Genomic DNA, 16,198 nt, shown 5'->3' on the forward strand with positions numbered 1-16,198 from the left:
CTGATTTCCCCTCCACCCACTACAGATGGACGACGAAACCGGGCGTGTTGAGCGGCGATGACTGAACTGGCACCCGAGTCGCCAGACCGCGCACCCGGCCCGCTGGAATCAGTTGCGACCCCTCTCAGGGGTGATGAGGACTGCACCTCGTACGGCTCGGAGTCGTCGAACGGCGGTTGCGACCCCTCTCAGGGGTGATGAGGACGCTCGCTCCGATGACGACGTCTCCGGACACGTCATGTTGCGACCCCTCTCAGGGGTGATGAGGACTTCAGACGGACGCGGGCAAGCCTGGCGAGTACAGGTTGCGACCCCTCTCAGGGGTGATGAGGACTAGCGCTAGGTCTAGGAGTAGGCCCCCACCGTATGTTGCGACCCCTCTCAGGGGTGATGAGGACTCCAGAATTTCCGCGCTCGTCTCTGTATTGGTTGGGTTGCGACCCCTCTCAGGGGTGATGAGGACTTATAGCCAACTGAAATATCCTGCATACCTCTATCAGTTGCGACCCCTCTCAGGGGTGATGAGGACCCCACGGTAAAGGCGCAGGTGAGAAGGTGCAAGGCCGAGGGCTGGAGGGCGGGTTTTGCAGCGGACCTCCGGTTGTGCGGAAAACCCCGGAGGTCTGCTGCAAAACCATGATCATGAGGGAGCATCCCCGCTCTCGTTTCTCTTCTGTGAGGCACCTTGGCCAAGGTGAGACCTCCCCGCCGTCATGGGTGGCGATCCCTCCTGTCTCACCGTCCTTGAGCTGCGCCAATTCAGGAAATGCCCTCTCGTCCGACCTTCGTCCATCTGTATTCAGTGAGAGTCGAAGACGCGGGAGGAAGCAGTGAGGTTGCGGATCGACGTCGCCACGGCGGCCACCGAGCTTACGTGGGCGAGCGTGCTGGCGCCAGGGCGGTCCCTGGTGTATGACCTGCTCGCTCGGATCGCGCCGGATCTCGGATGGGAGTTCCACGACCACGGATCCGGGCCGTACGGCATGGTGCCGATCGGCCACGGTGCGCCGATATTCCCACAAGCGAAACGGCGCCGGGGAGCGTACGCCGTCGGGGGACGCGGCTGGTTGGAGCTGGGCAGCCCGCACCTGGAGGTGCTGGCCGTGCTGGCCCAGGGCATCAAGCAGCGGGAGCTTCTCGACTGGGGCGGGGCCGCGTTCCGGATTCTGAATGTCACGGCGCTCGAACCGCCCGGGTTCGCGTCGGGCCGGGGACGGTTCAGGACGGCTACTCCGGTGGTGATGAAGGGCACCGGCCGTGATGAATCGGGGCAGCGGGTCACGCGCCAGGCGTGGCTGCTGCCGACCGATCCGGAGTTCCCGGTGTTCTTCCAGCGCAACCTGCGGCGCAAGGCCGAGACGCTGGGGATGGATCCCGAGGTGTCACTGACGGAGATCTCCTGGGTGGGCCCCAAGCGCTCCTTCTCGGCGGGCAAGGGAGCAAAGCCGGGCGCGCCCATCGAGGTCGAGCTGACCGGGCCACCGGAGACGCTCCAGGCGATCTGGAGCTGGGGCCTGGGACAGGCCAACGCCGCGGGCTTCGGCTGGGTCGCGGCGTGACCGATACGGATCAGGACGCGCAGTCGCGGCTGGTGCTGAGCCCGCATCCGCTGCAGCGGGTCGGCGCCTTCGCGCTGGCGACGTTGGGGCAGGGCGCCACGCCTGAGCGGCTGACGCCGGAGGCGTTCGAGAAGACCGTCTCCATACTGACCGAGCACGCGGTCACAGCGGCATTGGCACGAGACACGAAAAGCGACCGCGGGTTCTGGCTCAAGGCGAGCTTGTCCTTCTTCCCGAACTCCAAGATGAACCATCACAGCAACGCGAAGAAGGACGACGTCACCATCGGTGACGCCGTCCAGGCGTGGCGCCGGTGTCCGAAGCGGGGGACCTGGCCGGCGGCGGCGTGCGTGATGTGCGGGCGTGCGGCGGTGGGGTTCTTCGGGAAGGTCGATGTTCCCCTGGCCGAAAGCGATCTCTATCGCAACACCACGCCGCGCGGCCACGAGGGCATGGCGCTGTGCTGGCCGTGCCTGTGCAGCTTCTACGCCCTGCCGTACGGATGCCGTCTGACGGGCGGGCCGTCGATCGCCTTGCACAGCTGGGACGAGCCGTTCATGACACGGACGCTGTCGCGGCGGGTGGAACGCAACAAGCAGCTGATCGCCCTTGGCAGGGCCGACCCTCGTGGTCTTCCCGCCCGGGAGGTCCTGGCGCTACAGGCTCTACGCAACCACGAGGACAGGCTGACCGCCGGGGTGGAACTGCTGGTCTTCAGCAACAACAACCGGGGCCAGACGCTGGAGATCCACTCCATGGAACAACCGATCGCGGAGTGGCTGCGGCGTTCGTCGCGGCCTCCACGAAGGCGCGGCTTTCCGGCTCTCCTCCGTGCGCACGCTACGGCGGACAGGCCGGGCATCGTAGGGCTGGCCCGTAACGCGTTCCGGTCGCCGGACCTGATCGTCGGGGCGTGCAGCCGTTACCTGACCACCTACCTCCACCAAGGTGTGATCCGCAAAGAAACGGCGGACCTGGCCGAGCTGTGCTTTTCCCTAGTGATCGAGGTGATGCGAATGAACAAAGTCGAGATGGACGAGATCAAGGCCGCCGGCGCCCAGGTGGCGGCCTGGCTGAAGGCCGAGAACTCCGCGGGCCGGCTTCGGGCCTTCAACGCGACCCTCAAGGATCAGCCGCGGATGCGTCACTGGCTGATGCGCCGAAACATCGACGCCCTGCTGGACAGTAACAGCGCGATAGAGGGTCCACTCATCACAGAGAACCAGTTCCGCCTCCTCTTCGACCCAGAAGTGGAGCAGGCATGGTTTCACCGGCAGTTGCTCGTCGTGTCGGTGGTCCAGCGGCTGCACGAGCTGGGCTTCAAGCCGGAAGATCGCGCAGAGGTGGCCGCGGCGCTGGCGGCCGAAGAAGACGAACAGCATCCCGAGGACATCGCTTACATGAACGGCGAGGAGTCGTAGATGACCTACCTGGTGGGGAAGATCGTCCTGGACGTCACGGCCGGGGCGCCCAACAACGGGCTGGGCGAAGACAACGTCGCCAAGGTGAAACAGCTGCGGATCGGACGCGATGTCCACCCGTACGTCTCGGCGCAGGCGTTTCGCCGCTGGCTGCGCGACTCGTTGCCCGCCGCGGAGCCGGCGTCTCCGGTCGTGCGGTCAGGTAGTGGTCAGAAGCAGCAGGCGTACACGCAGGGCCGTCCCGATCGGTACTTCGACGACGACCTGTTCGGCTATATGGTCGCGGTCAAGGGTGACAAGTCCAAGACCTGCCAGCGGGACACGGTGCTGGCCACGGGCACTTTCGTGTCGGTCGCCCCGCGCCGTCCGGAGCGTGATTTCGGAACGATGAGCCGCGGGTTCGGCGCCGGAGAGAACCCCGTGCTGCACGGGCACGAGTTCTACAGCGCGGAGCTTGCCGGGGACGTGCTGCTGGACCTGCCGCGAGTCGGCGTGTTCGAGACCGACGGCACGGGGCTGAAGGTCGCCCTGCCGGAGCCCGCCGCCAAGGAGGCGCAGGAGAACGGCGCCGAGCCAGTCACCTTCCGGGGGTCTTCGGCGCTGCGACTGACGATGGACGAGCGGCGTCGCCGGGCGGCGCTGCTCCTGCGGACGCTGACCGCCATACGTGGCGGTGCCAAGCAGTCGATGCACTACGGGGATCGCACGCCCGCCATGATCCTGCTCGCGCCGATCAAGGGTGGGGTCAACCCGTTCACTCGTGTGCTAGGTGTGCGAAATGACCGTGTGCGGTTCGACGCCGACGTCCTGCGCGCCGAGATCGACGCCTGGGCCGACGAGCTTGAGGGCCCCGTGTACCTGGGATGGGCGCCCGGATTCCTCACGGAGCAGCGGGAGCGGGTCCGCTCCGAACTCGCCGATCTGGTCACCACCGAGACCGTGGTCATCGGCCATCCCCGGGTGCTGCTGGGTGATCTCGCCGAGCGGATCGAGCGGGGAGAGCGGGACACCTGGTTCGAGGACCCGAAGGGATGACCACGGTCGAGGCCTTGGAGGTGGCGGTCACCGCGCCGATCGTCTCTTTCCGTAATCCTCTGTACGCGGGGGTTCAGGTGGCACTGCCTTGTCCTCCTCCGGCGACGGTGGGCGGCATGCTCGCTGCGGCCGCCGGCGGCTGGGACGCCGTAGATCCGGGGTTGCGGTTCGCGATGACCTTCCACGCCCGTGGCAAGGGGGTGGATCTGGAGACCTACCACCCGCTCGATGCCACCGGGAGGAAGGCCGATCCGACACCACGGGAGCGGGAGTTCCTGGCCGATGTCACGCTCACGGTGTGGCTCGCCGACGACGTCGTGCTCTGGGAGCGGAGGCTGCATAGGCCGGTATGGCCACTGCGCCTGGGCAGGAGCCAAGACCTCGTCGGTCTCAGAACTCGTCGCGTCTCGCTGCGTGCCGGACCTGGACGCCAAGCGGACGCCGTTCTCCCGGAGGGGATCACTCCCCTACCGGCCGGAACCATCCTGCGGCTCCCGACCGCCGTGTCCACGCGCCGGGATCGGACACGCTGGGATGGTTACCACTTCGACGCCTCGGGGCGGAGCGACGTTGTGATCGCCTCGGGATTTGCCGATGCGGACGGCAGAGCCGTGGAGTTCCTGCCGCCCGTCCACCCTGTTCAGCTTGCCGGCGTGGGAGCATGAACGTGGGGCTGAGGAGGATGCTGGCCAAGAGCGCGCCCAGGGAAACACTCACCGCTCATCTGGCCGCCACACTTGCGGGTGCCGTCGCGTTGCGGCGGCGTCTGGGACGAATCGCCCTGACAGAGCAGGCGACCGACGGGCTGTTCTGGTCGGCCGTCTGTCTTGCGGGTTTGTGCCACGACGCCGGGAAGATCCCGGACGGATTCCAGGCGATGCTCGCGGGGGCCACCAGGCGGTGGGGCGAGCGGCACGAGGTCGTCTCGCTCGGCTTCCTTCCGAGACTGATCGGCGACGGGCGCCTGCTCCTCTGGGTCGCCACAGGCGTGGCCACCCACCACCGGTCGCTGGAGGGCGGGCGGGGCCCGCTGGCCCCGGCCTACGGCACAGCCTCAGCGGAGGAGTGGCGGCAGCGCTTTCACCCCATCCTCGCCGACGTGGCGACCGAGCTGGCAACCTGGCTCGCCGACACGGCCACCTCGGCGGGACTGCCCGTCACCCCCCGTGCGTTGGACGGCCTCGACGTGGTGGATGAGGCGCGGCGGCTGTTCGGTCAATTGCTGGACGCGTGGGAGCTTCCCGTCCAGGTGGAAGAAGGGCTTACCGGGGTCCTGCTGCAGGGAGCCGTCACATTGGCCGACCATGTCTCCTCCGCCCACGGCATGTTGCACACAGAACAGCCGTTGGACGCTGAGTTCCGGCCGAAGCTGGAGAAGGCGTTCAACGAGAAAGGCCGGAGTCTCCGTTCGCACCAGACGCAGGCGGAGGCGGTGAACGGCCACCTTCTGTTGCGGGCCCCGACCGGCTCGGGCAAGACAGAGGCGGGATTGCTGTGGGCGGCCGCCCAGGTCACCGCGATCGCGGATGCGATGGGCGGCGTGCCGAGGGTCTTCTACACCCTGCCGTACCTGTCCTCGATCAACGCCATGGCCGGGCGGCTGGGCGACCTGCTGGGAGATGACGGCCTGGTCGGAGTGATGCACTCACGTGCCGCTTCCTATCACCTCGCCGCCGCCATCTGCCCGGAGGACGGCGACGACGAGCGCGGAGAAGCCGCCAAGAAGGCCGTCTCCCGCGCCGCGGCGACCCGGCTCTTCCGGGAGACGTTACGCGTCGGCACGCCGTACCAGATCCTGCGCGGCGTGCTGGCCGGTCCGGCCCATTCGGGCACGTTGATCGACACCGCGAACTCGGTGTTCGTGCTGGACGAGCTCCACGCCTACGATTCCCGGCGGCTGGGCTACATCCTCGCGACTGCCGGGCTGTGGGAGCGACTCGGCGGGCGGATCGCCGTACTGTCGGCCACCCTGCCGGATGCGCTGGTTCGCTTGTTCCGCGGTGCGCTGGACCAGGAAGCACTCTTGGTCGAGGCATCGACCGGCGGTGCTCCGCTGCGGCATCGGCTCGCGCTGCGCCATAGGCACCTTACCGACACCGATTCCATCGAGGAGATCAAGTCCCGGCTCGCGAGAGAGGAGTCGGTGCTCGTCGTGGCCAACAACGTGGCGGACGCTCAGCACCTGTTCGCCCAATTGCAGCCTGAGATCGATGAAGAGGCCGCCTTCCTGTTGCACTCCCGGTTCCGCCGCATGGATCGGTCCGCCCTGGAGACGGCCATCGGGCAACGCTTCGGCGTCGGCCGGCCTAAGAACAAAGGTTTGGTGGTGGCCACCCAAGTCGTCGAAGTGAGCCTTGACGTGGACTTCGACTGCCTGTTCACCTCGGCGGCGCCGCTGGAGGCCCTGCTACAGCGGTTCGGCCGAGTGAACCGGGTCGCGACTCGACCACCCGCCGACGTCGTCGTCCATCCGGCCGCCTTCGCTCCCCGGCGCGCGGGCGGTGACGATCACGCCGACGGCGTCTACCCGAGGATTCCCGTCGAGACGGGGTGGGAGATCCTGACCCGCCACGACGGAGGCGAGGTCGACGAGGCGGACGCCCGGCTGTGGCTGGACGAGGTGTACAGCACGGCATGGGGCCAGGAGTGGTACGACGACGTACAGAAGAATCAGAGGATCTTCTCCGAGGCGTTCCTCGGCTTCGCCCATCCCTTCGTCAGCCGCGACGAACTCACCGAACACTTCGACGAACTGTTCAACGGCACGGAAGCGATCCTCGCCCAAGACCGTGACGCCTACGAGGCGGACCTGAACCAGGTGATCGACGACAAGGCCGCCGGACGCCTGCTGGCCGAGCGCTACCTGATCCCGATGCCTTACTGGGCCACTCCTCAGACCTCCTGGGAGAGGAGGCTCGGGCTGCGCATCGTCAACGCCGAATACGACGAACGGCTGGGCCTGAGCAAGATCCACGGCCCGGCGGCGCAGGTCTACCAGGCAGGTGAGGTACTGTGATCGGACCCGAGGATGTAGGCGGGGTACACGTCAAGTATCTGTACCACTGCCGTCGCCAGTTGTGGCTGTACGCGCGCGGGGTTCGACCGGAGCACCTCAACGCCTCGGTGCAGCTGGGCGAAGCGGTCCACGAGACCTCCTATACGCGCAGCTCACCTGTCGACCTCGGTGCCGCGAAGCTGGACCACCTTGATGGCGCGGCCTGGGTGCACGAGGTCAAGTCGTCATCGAAGCCCAGCAAGGCAGACGAAGCCCAGGCCATGCACTACTGCTACCGGCTGCGCGTCGTCGGTGTGGCCGCTCAGGGCGCGATCCTGCACTATCCGAAAACCCGCCGCACGAAACGACTGCCCTACACCGCTCAAGCCGCCGAACAGGCCCGGGCCGATATCGCCGTGGTCCTGGATGTGGTCTCCGCGAGCGCCTCCCCGCCGCTGCTGACACGACCGGCCTGCCGCGGTTGCTCCTACATCGACTACTGCTGGAACGAATAGATGCCCACTGCCTCCCGGACCTACTGGCTCACCACCTCATGCCGGATCCGCCGAAAAGATCAGTCTCTGCGCATCGAACGGGAAGATGGCTCGCCCGTGCACATCCCGATCACCGACGTGCGAGACATCGTCGCGTGCGAGTCCGTCGACATCAACACCGCCGTGATCAGCCTGCTCAACCAGCACCGGATCAACATCCACTTTCTCAGCCACTACGGCGACTACGCGGGATCGCTGCTGACCTCCGACACGAGTACCTCCGGCCAGACCGTCATCGCCCAGGCCCGGCTGGCCGGCGACCCCTCGGCCTCCCTGAACATCGCTCGTTCGATCGTGACCAGCGCGGCGGCGAACATTCGCAGGGTGGTGGACCGCAAGCTACTGGCGCGGCCCGTTGACGTACTGGAGGCTTCCGTCGCCGAGTCGTCCACGCGTGAAGAACTGATGGGCGCCGAAGGCACCTTCCGCCGCTCGGCCTGGGCCGTGCTGGACACGCGCCTACCCGAATGGCTGCGGCTCAACGGCCGTAGCCGACGGCCGCCCCTCAATGCCGGAAACGCCTTCATCAGCTACGTCAACGGCATCGTCTACGCGCGACTGCTATCAGCGGTACGGCTCACGCCGCTGCATTCGGGCGTGGCGTTTCTGCACAGCACGATGGAGCGCCAGCGCCACTCCCTCGTCCTAGATCTTGCCGAAGTGTTCAAGCCACTGTTCGCCGAACGACTGTTGTTACGGCTCGCAGGACGCGGCCAGCTCAAACCCGCCCACTTCGACGTCGACGTCAACCAGGCGATGCTGAGCGACTCCGGACGCAAGCTCGTAGTGCAGACCGTCCGTGACGAACTCGCCGTGACGATCCAGCACCGCGCTCTTGGCCGCAACGTCGCGTACGACGAACTGCTCTACCTCGAAGCCCTGCAACTGACCCGCACGTGCCTGGAAGGCACACCGTACAAGCCCTTCAAGATCTGGTGGTGACATCACGTGTACGTGGTCGTGGTGTACGACACCTTGGCCAAGCGCAACGCCGCCATCCTGCGCCTGTGCCGCCAATACCTTCACCACGTCCAGCGAAGCGTATTCGAAGGCGCTTTGAGCCCTGCCCAGTTACGACGGTTCCGCCACGAGGTAGAAGGAGTCATCGACGCCGGCTACGACAGCGTCCTCGTCTTCACCTTCCCGCCTGGCACCACACCCGAACGCCAGGAGTGGGGTATAGCCCAACCCGCACCAAGCGACATCCTGTAATACCCTGGCACGAGAGTGATCAAGACTAATTGCAGCAGACCCCCCGGGTTTCCCGCACTACCGGAGGTCCACTGCAAAACACCCCAGAACCCACGGGCCAACATAGCCGCTGAACTGCGACTTTACCGTGGGGCCCTCATCGCCCCTGAGAGGGGTCGCAACGTGCGTAGCTCGTCACGGTCTCCGTGACGGTAGGGCCCTCATCGCCCCTGAGAGGGGTCGCAACGTCCGGCCAGGATCCCCGCACCAGCACCGGGGAGGCCCTCATCGCCCCTGAGAGGGGTCGCAACAAGACGAGGGCATCGCCGACGAGACCCGCGAACGGAGCCCTCATCGCCCCTGAGAGGGGTCGCAACATGGCGAGCAACGCCAACCCCAGGTCGTGACGCGCCCTCATCGCCCCTGAGAGGGGTCGCAACAGGTCGAGCACTGGCACATCAACCTGCCCCGCGTCCTCGCCCTCATCGCCCCTGAGAGGGGTCGCAACATCTCCAGGGCCTGGCGGATCCAGTCCGCCTTGCTCATGCCCTCATCGCCCCTGAGAGGGGTCGCAACGGCCAACATCCCCAGCGGGTTGGTTGTCATGAGAGCCCTCATCGCCCCTGAGAGGGGTCGCAACGTGGAAGTGCCGGAGAACATCAAGACCCGTGAAGGCGTGCCCTCATCGCCCCTGAGAGGGGTCGCAACGCCTTGCCGTAGCGGTTTTTCACGGGACTGTAAAGCCCTCATCGCCCCTGAGAGGGGTCGCAACTGGTCGCTGTGGATCACGGTGCCCTCCAGCGTGACGCGCCCTCATCGCCCCTGAGAGGGGTCGCAACGCATGATCAGGTACAGCCAGCCCGGCGACTCTCCCGTCCTCATCGCCCCTGAGAAGGGTCGCAACATCTGCGGACCGGTCATAGATTGAGAGGGCCTGGACGCCGGGGAGATCGCGCGCGTCCTCTGCTGCTCGCGCAACGCCGTACGCACGCGGTCATCGCGCCGGCCCGCAGCGGCGAGGCGGCGGCGCTCCCGGCGGCGACCGGTACGGAGACCGCCGCCGTGCAGGCCGGCGTCGGCGGTTCCCTGCAGGACGTGTTGGACGCCGCCGAGGACGCGAGGATCTACCGCAAACGCTGACCCGGCCTCTCGACGTCCACAGGCCCAGGCCCCCGTTCTGCGCCGCATGCCGGAGAGCATGCACGCAACCGCCTCGCACGGGGCATGACTGACCTGGGACGACAGGGGGCGAGTTCCATGGTGGACGACGATGTCTTCGACGTGATCGTGATAGGGGCGGGCCCGGTCGGGGAGACCGCCGCCAAACGCGCCGTGCGGGGCGGCCTGACCGCGGCCGTGATCGAGGAACGCCTGGCCGGCGGCGAGTGCGCCTACTACGCGTGCGTCCCGAGCAAGGCGCTGCTACGGCCGATGGAGCTGGCGCACGAGGTGAGCCGCCTACCGGGACTGGAGCTGCGTGGCCCGATCGACACCGCCGCCGTGCTGGCCCGCCGCGACCGGGCCGTGTCCGGCCTCGACGACGGCGGCCAGGTGAGCTGGATCGAGAACCTCCCGGCGACGTTCGTCCGCGGCCGGGGACGCCTGGCCGGGCCCCTGCGGGTCGACGTGACGAGCCCGGACGGCGGCATCCGGGCGCTGCGGGCGCGGCACGCCGTCGTGATCGCGACCGGGAGCGACCCGGTGATCCCCGCCGTGCCCGGCCTGCGCGAGGCGAACCCGTGGACGAACCGGGATGCGACCGCCGTCCAGCAGGTGCCGAAGCGGCTGGTCGTGATCGGCGGCGGCGCCGTGGCGTGCGAGATGTCCCAGGCGCTGCATTCCCTCGGCGCCCAGGAGACGACGATGCTCGTGCGCGGCGAGCGCCTGCTGTCCCGGATGGAGCCGTTCGCGGGCGTCCTCCTGGCCGAGTCGCTCCGGCGGTGGGGCGTCGACGTGCGTTTCGGCGCCTCCGCCGCCCGCGTCGAACGCCCGCTCCCGGACGGCCCGGTGACCGTCCACCTCGAGGACGGATCCGGCGTCGAGGCGGACGAGATCCTCGTCGCCACCGGCCGCCGGGTGGCCGTGGGGGACATCGGCCTGGACACGATCGGCCTGGAGCCGGACGGCCCGATCAAGGTGGACGCGAGCATGCGGGCGACGGCCGTCCCGGAGGGCTGGCTGTACGCCGTCGGCGACGTCAACGGGCTCGACCTGCTCACGCACATGGGCAAGTACCAGGCCCGGATCTGCGGCGACGTGATCGCCGCCCGCGCTCAGGGCCTCCCCGACGATCTGCCGGCGCTGCGCGACGTCGCCGACCATCTGGGCGCGCCCCAGGTCATCTTCACCGACCCGCAGGTCTGCGCGGTCGGCCGCACGGAGTCCCAGGCTCGCGCCGAGGGCTTCCCGGTACGCGTCGTCGAGGTGGACCTGGCCGGGGTCCAAGGCGCCTACCTCCAGGCCGACGACTACACCGGCCGCGTCAAGATGATCGTCGACGAGGACCGCCGCGTGCTCCTCGGCTTCGCCCTGGCCGGTCCCGCGGTGCTGGACCACCTCCACGCGGCCACCATCGCGGTGACCTCGGAGATCCCCCTCGACCGGCTCTGGCACGCCGTCCCGGTCTTCCCGACCGTGAGCGAGTTCTGGCTCCACCTCCTGGAGGAGTACGGCCTGTGACGCGCGTGCTCCACGGGCGCGGGACGACCTCGCCGGCCGCGCGGCGGGCGCACACGCGCCCGTCCTGGGTGGCATTCCGGTGAAATGATCCGGCAGCGTTCGACATGAAGGGGTGTCCGTCGACCCCTTCACCGAGGAGGCTCGCCATGGGGATCGCCCGTGGATGATGACCGGAAAATGCTGTTCGAGAGGGTCTATCTCGATACCTACGAACCGATCCTCGGCTACGCGACGCGCCGCTGCGACTCCCCTGAGGACGCGGCGGACGTGGTGGCCGAGACGTTCGAGATCGCGTGGCGCAGGCTGGACGACCTGCCGCCGGGCGAGCAGGCCAGGCTCTGGCTGTACGGCGTGGCCCGCAACGTCCTGGCCAACCACCGCCGCGGCCTGATGCGGCGTCACGTCCACCAGGCGGGCCTGCGCGAGGACGTCGCCGACCTCTACGCCAGGACGTCGCTGTCCGAGGAGCGCATGGAGTTCGCGGCCATCGCCCGCGTCTTCCGGGACCTGTCCGACGAGGATCGCGAGCTGCTGTCCCTGGTCGCATGGGAGGGACTGGACGCCGGGGAGATCGCCGGCGTCCTCGGCTGCTCGCGCAACGCCGCACGCATCCGGCTGCACCGCGCCCGCCGGCGGTTCTCGCGTGGGCTCGCCGCGGCCGGGGTCGAGCACATGCCGATGAGCAGGGCCGCACGGGTCCCGCTGGGGAGGTCGATATGAGAAACACCGAAGAGCTGCTGAGCGGGCTGGCCCGCGTCCACGACGGCGAGCTGACGGGCCGGGCGTCCACCGCGGCGGCGCGGGCGCTGCTCGCGTCGATCACGTCCACACCTAGCACGACCGGCCACGACGAGGCGCCGGCGCTTCCGGCCGTCCCGGTCACGCGGACCGTCCCACCGGCCTCGCGCGGGTCGTGGCGGATCCGGCTGGCCGCGGGCGCGGCCGCCGCCGGGCTGCTCACCGCGGGCGTCGTCGCCGGTCCCGGCCTGCTGGGCGGGGGAAGCGCGACGAGCTACGCGAACTCGGCCGTCGACATTGTCCGCGAGGGCGACCAGTACGTCGCCCGCATCAAGGACCCGTTCGCCGAGTATCGGAAGTACACCGAGGCGTTCCGGGCGGTCGGCCTGAACATCGACCTGCGCCCGGTGCCGGTCTCCCCGGCGGCCGTGGGAAAGATCCTCGGAATGATGATCACGACGGGCGGCGCCCTCGGCACCGATGCCAAGGTGACGACGAGCCCGTCCGGCCCGGTCGTGAACGGCGTCCCCCTCACCATGGACACGGTCCCCGAGAACTGCCACCCCGGGCGTGAACCCGGCTGCGTCATGGTGATGCGCATCCCCGCGGGCTTCACCGGCGGCGTCTTCGTCCGGCTGGGACGTCAGGCCAGGCAGGGCGAGGAGTACGCGAACTTCGACGCCGCCACCGCTCCCGGCGAGATGTTCGCCGGGGTGAGGCTGCGACACGGCCGCCCAGTGGGCGAGATCCTTGCGGAGGCCCGCAGGCGGAACCTGACCACCGTGTTCAGCCTCGTCAAAGTGGACGGGAGGACCGGCGGGCTCTCCTTCGAGCCGCTGCCCGCACGGAAGGTGACGGGAGACTGGACGGTGTGGAACGTCTGGCAGGTGAAGGCCGGAGTGGCCCGCCTGCTCGTCACCCCCGAACGGCTCCCCGAGAACCCCTTCTTCAACGGCAGCGCGCCACCCCCGTCCCACTCCTGAGCCGGCGGTCCGCCCTGGCATTGCCTGACCCACGCCAACGGCCTGCCCCGGGCACCCCAGCGCTGCCCTGACCATGGCAGCGCCTCACCTCCGGCGCGGTCTTGAGCACAGGACGGCCCGCACGCCGAGCGCGCACCGCGCCGTCCTGGGCTCACCGCCCGACCGATTCCCCCGCACACCCCACCGCCTCCCCGGCCGGCGTAACCCTCTCCCTTCAGGCCCTACTCCGCTCCTCCGGCGGGAGGCGTCCCGTGGGCGAGGGACGGGCGGCGGGTGGCCGTGATGGTGGCGGACAGGAGGGCCAGGGCGATGACGAGGGCGCCATAGGTGAGGGCGGTGGGTTCGAGGCCGAAGGCGGGGACGGCCTTGCCCGCCAGGACCGCGGGGACGCTGAAAGCGAGGTAGCTGGCGAGGTACACCGCGGCGAACAGCTCCGCGCGCTCGGACGGGGCCGCGAGCGTCGCCAGCGAGCGGAAGGCACCGAGGAAGGACGTGCCGAAGCCGGAGCCCGCGACGATCGTGCCGGCGAAGAAGAGGAGCACCGACGACACGGCGAGCGCGGCCAGGGTCACGGCGATGCCGGCCGCGAGGGTCGCCGAGCCGGTGATCATCACACGGCGCGGGGGAAGGTCGCGGACGACGATCGAGGCCACTGCTCCCGCGCCCGTGAGGGCGGTGACGACGAGGCCGCCGACGGAGTGGTCGGTGACGTGCAGGACGCCCGCCATCAGCGAGGGCCCGAGCGAGAGGTACAGGCCGCCGAGCGCCCAGGTCGCGATCAGGCACGGCAGCGCGGCGAGGAAGACGCCGCGGGCGCCCGCGGGCACCGACACCTTGGGGCGCAGTGAGGCGAGCGCGCCCGGGCGGGGGTCGACCGTGTCGGGGAGGAAGGCGACGGCGCAGGCCAGCGCCAGGAAGACCACGGTGAGCAGGGCGAACACCAGGGCGGTCGGGGCGGGCGCGTACTGCACGAGAAGCCCGGTGCCGAGGGCGCCCGCGGCGAGACCGGCGGTCGGCGCCACACTGTTGAGCAGGGATCCGAGGCGGGATCCGGGGGCGGGCTGGAGGTCGACCAGCCCGGCGCTGATGGCTCCGGCCGCGGCGCCGGTGGCGAGGCCCTGCAGCGCCCGGGCGAGGAGAAGATGCCCGGCCCCGCCTGCGGTGAGGAACATCGCCATGGCCACGGCCTCCAGCAGCAGGGCGACGACCAGGACGGGGCGGCGTCCGACGAAGTCGGAGAGCCCTCCGACGGTGAGCAGCGCGCACAGCAGGGCGAGCGCGTACACGGCGAAGACGGCGGTGAGCGTCGCGGGGGAGAAACCCCATCGGGCCTGATAGACGACGTAGAGGGGCGAGGGGGCGCCGGCGGCGGCCATGAAGGCGAGCAGTGTGCCCGCGAACAGCCAGAACCCGGCTCTCCGTGACATCCGCCGCCTCGGGCGTCCCGCCGCGGCGGGACGGCGTCTGGCGCGTGGGGTGTGCCCGTCGTGGCGGGGATCGTGTGTGGCGTGCGGTGAGGCGGTCGCCGGCGTTGTGGCCCCGTCTTCGGTGATGCGCATCGAGGCGCCCCCTTGACTGTTCCAAATTTTTCGAACCATCAGAGGTTACGATACCCGGGCCCACTGTTCAACTATTATCGCACCGTGAATGCTACCTCGCGTGAGCTGGCACATCCCGAGGCCGCCGAGCTGGCGGTCACCGACGTGCTGTTCGCCTTGAGCGACCCCGCGCGGCTCGCGCTCGTGCGGCGGCTGGCGGAGGGCCCGCTGGAGGTCGCCGCCTGCCAGCCCACCGGCGGCGAGATCCCGAAGTCCACGCTGTCCCACCAGCTCAAGACGCTGCGCGAGGCGGGCGTGATCCGCAACGTCCCCTCGGGCCGGCAGCGGTACGTGAGCCTGCGCCGGGACGACCTGGAGGACCGCTTCCCCGGCCTGCTCGCCGCGATCCTCGGAACACCGGCAGGAACGGGTACGGACGCCGGTCGCTGACATCCGGCGGCGGGGTGACCGCGGAAGACCCGACCGGACAAGCGGTGCAACAACCCGACCGTACAAGCGGTATAAGCGGCGGGCAGCCACCCGCGGGCCGCGCGGACGACCACGCGCGGGGCAGGCGGACGACCACGCGCGGGCCACCACACATCGCTGGGCGCGCGACCCTCCCGGCCGAAACGCAGGGCCGATGACCAGGGGTTATGCTCGAAACGAGGAAGCGATCGAACGCCTGAACGCCTTTGGCCTCGCCGCACTCCTCCTCGCCGAGCAGTGCACGGACCCGGCCCTGCGCATGGCCGACCGCTTCCTCCCCTTATGGCCCCGAAGTCCCCGATACCCCCGAAGGCGTGCGGGGGGCTTGCGGTAGAGCCGGGCCGCGTACTCCGCGCCGTAGTACTTCTCCAGCTCTTCCAGCGCCTCCTCTGTCTGCTGGACGCTCTTCACGATGCGCGCGTGCGGCGGCAACGCGTCCGGCTCCCAGGTCTCCGGCGTCCACAGCGCCGAACGCATGAACCCCCAGGCGATCTTGCGTACGCCCCTGAGCGTACTTTGCGGGGCCATTTCCGGTTATAGGGACATCAAGCACCTATGTCCGGTATCGCACATCCCGGCAAAACCACCAAGCAGACCGGTGGGCGACTTCCGCCCGAGACCGGGGTCACTTCCAGCGGAAGTAGACGAACAGGCGGCCGTGGTTCTTGGCGTCCTTGTCGATGCGGTGGTACAGGGCCTTGATCTCCTTCTGGTCCAGGAAGCGCAGGACCTTCTTCTTGAGCTGGCCCGATCCCTTGCCCGGGATGATCTCGACCTCGGTGGCCTTCTTCCGCACCGCCTCCTGGATGATCCCGTGCAGGGCGCGGTCGATCTCGGCGCCCCGGTTGTAGATGTCGTGGAGATCCAGCTTCAGCTTCACGCCGCCGATTGTACGTCCCGGCGAATGGAACGTTCTTCTAACTGCACCGACCACACCATCTAACCGGAATGTGTCCACTTTTGGTCATATATTGCCGCAGATCAGTCGGTAAATCGATCTAGGCGGATATCAAGCA

Annotated in this window: 16 protein-coding genes and 2 CRISPR repeat arrays; of the genes, 13 read left to right on the forward strand and 3 right to left on the reverse strand. The window is 68.8% G+C overall.

Features of this window, described 5'->3' with window-relative positions; all coding sequences use genetic code 11:
- The first annotated feature begins 111 nt into the window (after positions 1-111).
- Positions 112-529: direct repeats of the CRISPR family, unit length 30 nt; unit sequence GTTGCGACCCCTCTCAGGGGTGATGAGGAC.
- Positions 530-830: 301 nt separating this feature from the next.
- The 12 genes from AB0M95_RS11450 to AB0M95_RS11505 all read left to right on the forward strand — a co-directional run bounded on the left by AB0M95_RS11450 (position 831) and on the right by AB0M95_RS11505 (position 13,155).
- Positions 831-1,559: a CRISPR-associated endoribonuclease Cas6 gene (locus AB0M95_RS11450; protein WP_363762238.1), complete on the forward strand. Its 729-nt coding sequence runs from the start codon at positions 831-833 to the stop codon at positions 1,557-1,559.
- The gene (locus tag AB0M95_RS11455) at positions 1,556-2,980 is read left to right on the forward strand and encodes a hypothetical protein (protein ID WP_363762240.1); all 1,425 of its coding nucleotides are present in this window, start codon (positions 1,556-1,558) and stop codon (positions 2,978-2,980) included. Before AB0M95_RS11450 ends, AB0M95_RS11455 begins: the two co-directional genes overlap by 4 nt.
- Positions 2,981-4,015, forward strand: a complete 1,035-nt coding sequence (gene cas7i / locus AB0M95_RS11460) for a type I-B CRISPR-associated protein Cas7/Cst2/DevR (RefSeq protein WP_363762242.1) — start codon at positions 2,981-2,983, stop codon at positions 4,013-4,015.
- Positions 4,012-4,680: a CRISPR-associated protein Cas5 gene (cas5, locus tag AB0M95_RS11465; RefSeq protein WP_363762244.1), complete on the forward strand. Its 669-nt coding sequence runs from the start codon at positions 4,012-4,014 to the stop codon at positions 4,678-4,680. Before cas7i ends, cas5 begins: the two co-directional genes overlap by 4 nt.
- A 2-nt stretch (positions 4,681-4,682) precedes the next feature.
- A complete protein-coding gene (cas3, locus tag AB0M95_RS11470) occupies positions 4,683-7,031 on the forward strand; it encodes a CRISPR-associated helicase Cas3' (RefSeq protein ID WP_363762246.1) in 2,349 nt (782 codons plus the stop codon).
- A complete protein-coding gene (locus AB0M95_RS11475) occupies positions 7,028-7,525 on the forward strand; it encodes a CRISPR-associated protein Cas4 (protein ID WP_363762248.1) in 498 nt (165 codons plus the stop codon). The genes cas3 and AB0M95_RS11475 overlap by 4 nt, the downstream gene beginning before the upstream one ends.
- Positions 7,526-8,506, forward strand: a complete 981-nt coding sequence (gene cas1b, locus AB0M95_RS11480; RefSeq protein WP_363762250.1) for a type I-B CRISPR-associated endonuclease Cas1b — start codon at positions 7,526-7,528, stop codon at positions 8,504-8,506.
- Between the two features lie 6 nt (positions 8,507-8,512).
- Positions 8,513-8,776: a CRISPR-associated endonuclease Cas2 gene (cas2, locus tag AB0M95_RS11485; protein ID WP_363762252.1), complete on the forward strand. Its 264-nt coding sequence runs from the start codon at positions 8,513-8,515 to the stop codon at positions 8,774-8,776.
- Between the two features lie 132 nt (positions 8,777-8,908).
- Positions 8,909-9,659: a CRISPR direct-repeat array (repeat unit 30 nt; unit sequence GCCCTCATCGCCCCTGAGAGGGGTCGCAAC).
- A gap of 20 nt (positions 9,660-9,679) precedes the next feature.
- On the forward strand, positions 9,680-9,895 hold the full coding sequence (locus tag AB0M95_RS11490; RefSeq protein WP_363762254.1) for a hypothetical protein: 216 nt from the start codon (positions 9,680-9,682) through the stop codon (positions 9,893-9,895).
- Between the two features lie 117 nt (positions 9,896-10,012).
- Positions 10,013-11,434: an NAD(P)/FAD-dependent oxidoreductase gene (locus AB0M95_RS11495; protein WP_363762256.1), complete on the forward strand. Its 1,422-nt coding sequence runs from the start codon at positions 10,013-10,015 to the stop codon at positions 11,432-11,434.
- 159 nt (positions 11,435-11,593) lie between these two features.
- Complete coding sequence (locus AB0M95_RS11500) at positions 11,594-12,154, forward strand: sigma-70 family RNA polymerase sigma factor (RefSeq protein WP_363762258.1); 561 nt, start codon at positions 11,594-11,596, stop codon at positions 12,152-12,154.
- The gene (locus AB0M95_RS11505; protein WP_363762260.1) at positions 12,151-13,155 is read left to right on the forward strand and encodes a hypothetical protein; all 1,005 of its coding nucleotides are present in this window, start codon (positions 12,151-12,153) and stop codon (positions 13,153-13,155) included. Before AB0M95_RS11500 ends, AB0M95_RS11505 begins: the two co-directional genes overlap by 4 nt.
- 221 nt (positions 13,156-13,376) lie before the next feature.
- On the opposite strand, the gene AB0M95_RS11510 is transcribed toward AB0M95_RS11505, so the two are convergent.
- Positions 13,377-14,582, reverse strand: a complete 1,206-nt coding sequence (locus AB0M95_RS11510) for an MFS transporter (RefSeq protein ID WP_363762262.1) — start codon at positions 14,580-14,582, stop codon at positions 13,377-13,379.
- 216 nt (positions 14,583-14,798) lie between these two features.
- On the opposite strand from AB0M95_RS11510, the gene AB0M95_RS11515 reads away from it, so the two are divergent.
- Positions 14,799-15,143, forward strand: a complete 345-nt coding sequence (locus AB0M95_RS11515) for a metalloregulator ArsR/SmtB family transcription factor (RefSeq protein ID WP_363762264.1) — start codon at positions 14,799-14,801, stop codon at positions 15,141-15,143.
- 204 nt (positions 15,144-15,347) lie between these two features.
- On the opposite strand, the gene AB0M95_RS11520 is transcribed toward AB0M95_RS11515, so the two are convergent.
- A complete protein-coding gene (locus AB0M95_RS11520) occupies positions 15,348-15,710 on the reverse strand; it encodes a hypothetical protein (RefSeq protein WP_363762266.1) in 363 nt (120 codons plus the stop codon).
- A gap of 97 nt (positions 15,711-15,807) precedes the next feature.
- The gene (locus AB0M95_RS11525) at positions 15,808-16,062 is read right to left on the reverse strand and encodes a Smr/MutS family protein (RefSeq protein WP_203983620.1); all 255 of its coding nucleotides are present in this window, start codon (positions 16,060-16,062) and stop codon (positions 15,808-15,810) included.
- Positions 16,063-16,198 lie beyond the last annotated feature (136 nt).

The sequence above is a fragment of the Sphaerisporangium sp. NPDC051017 genome, from assembly GCF_040683095.1.
Lineage (GTDB): Bacteria > Actinomycetota > Actinomycetes > Streptosporangiales > Streptosporangiaceae > Sphaerisporangium.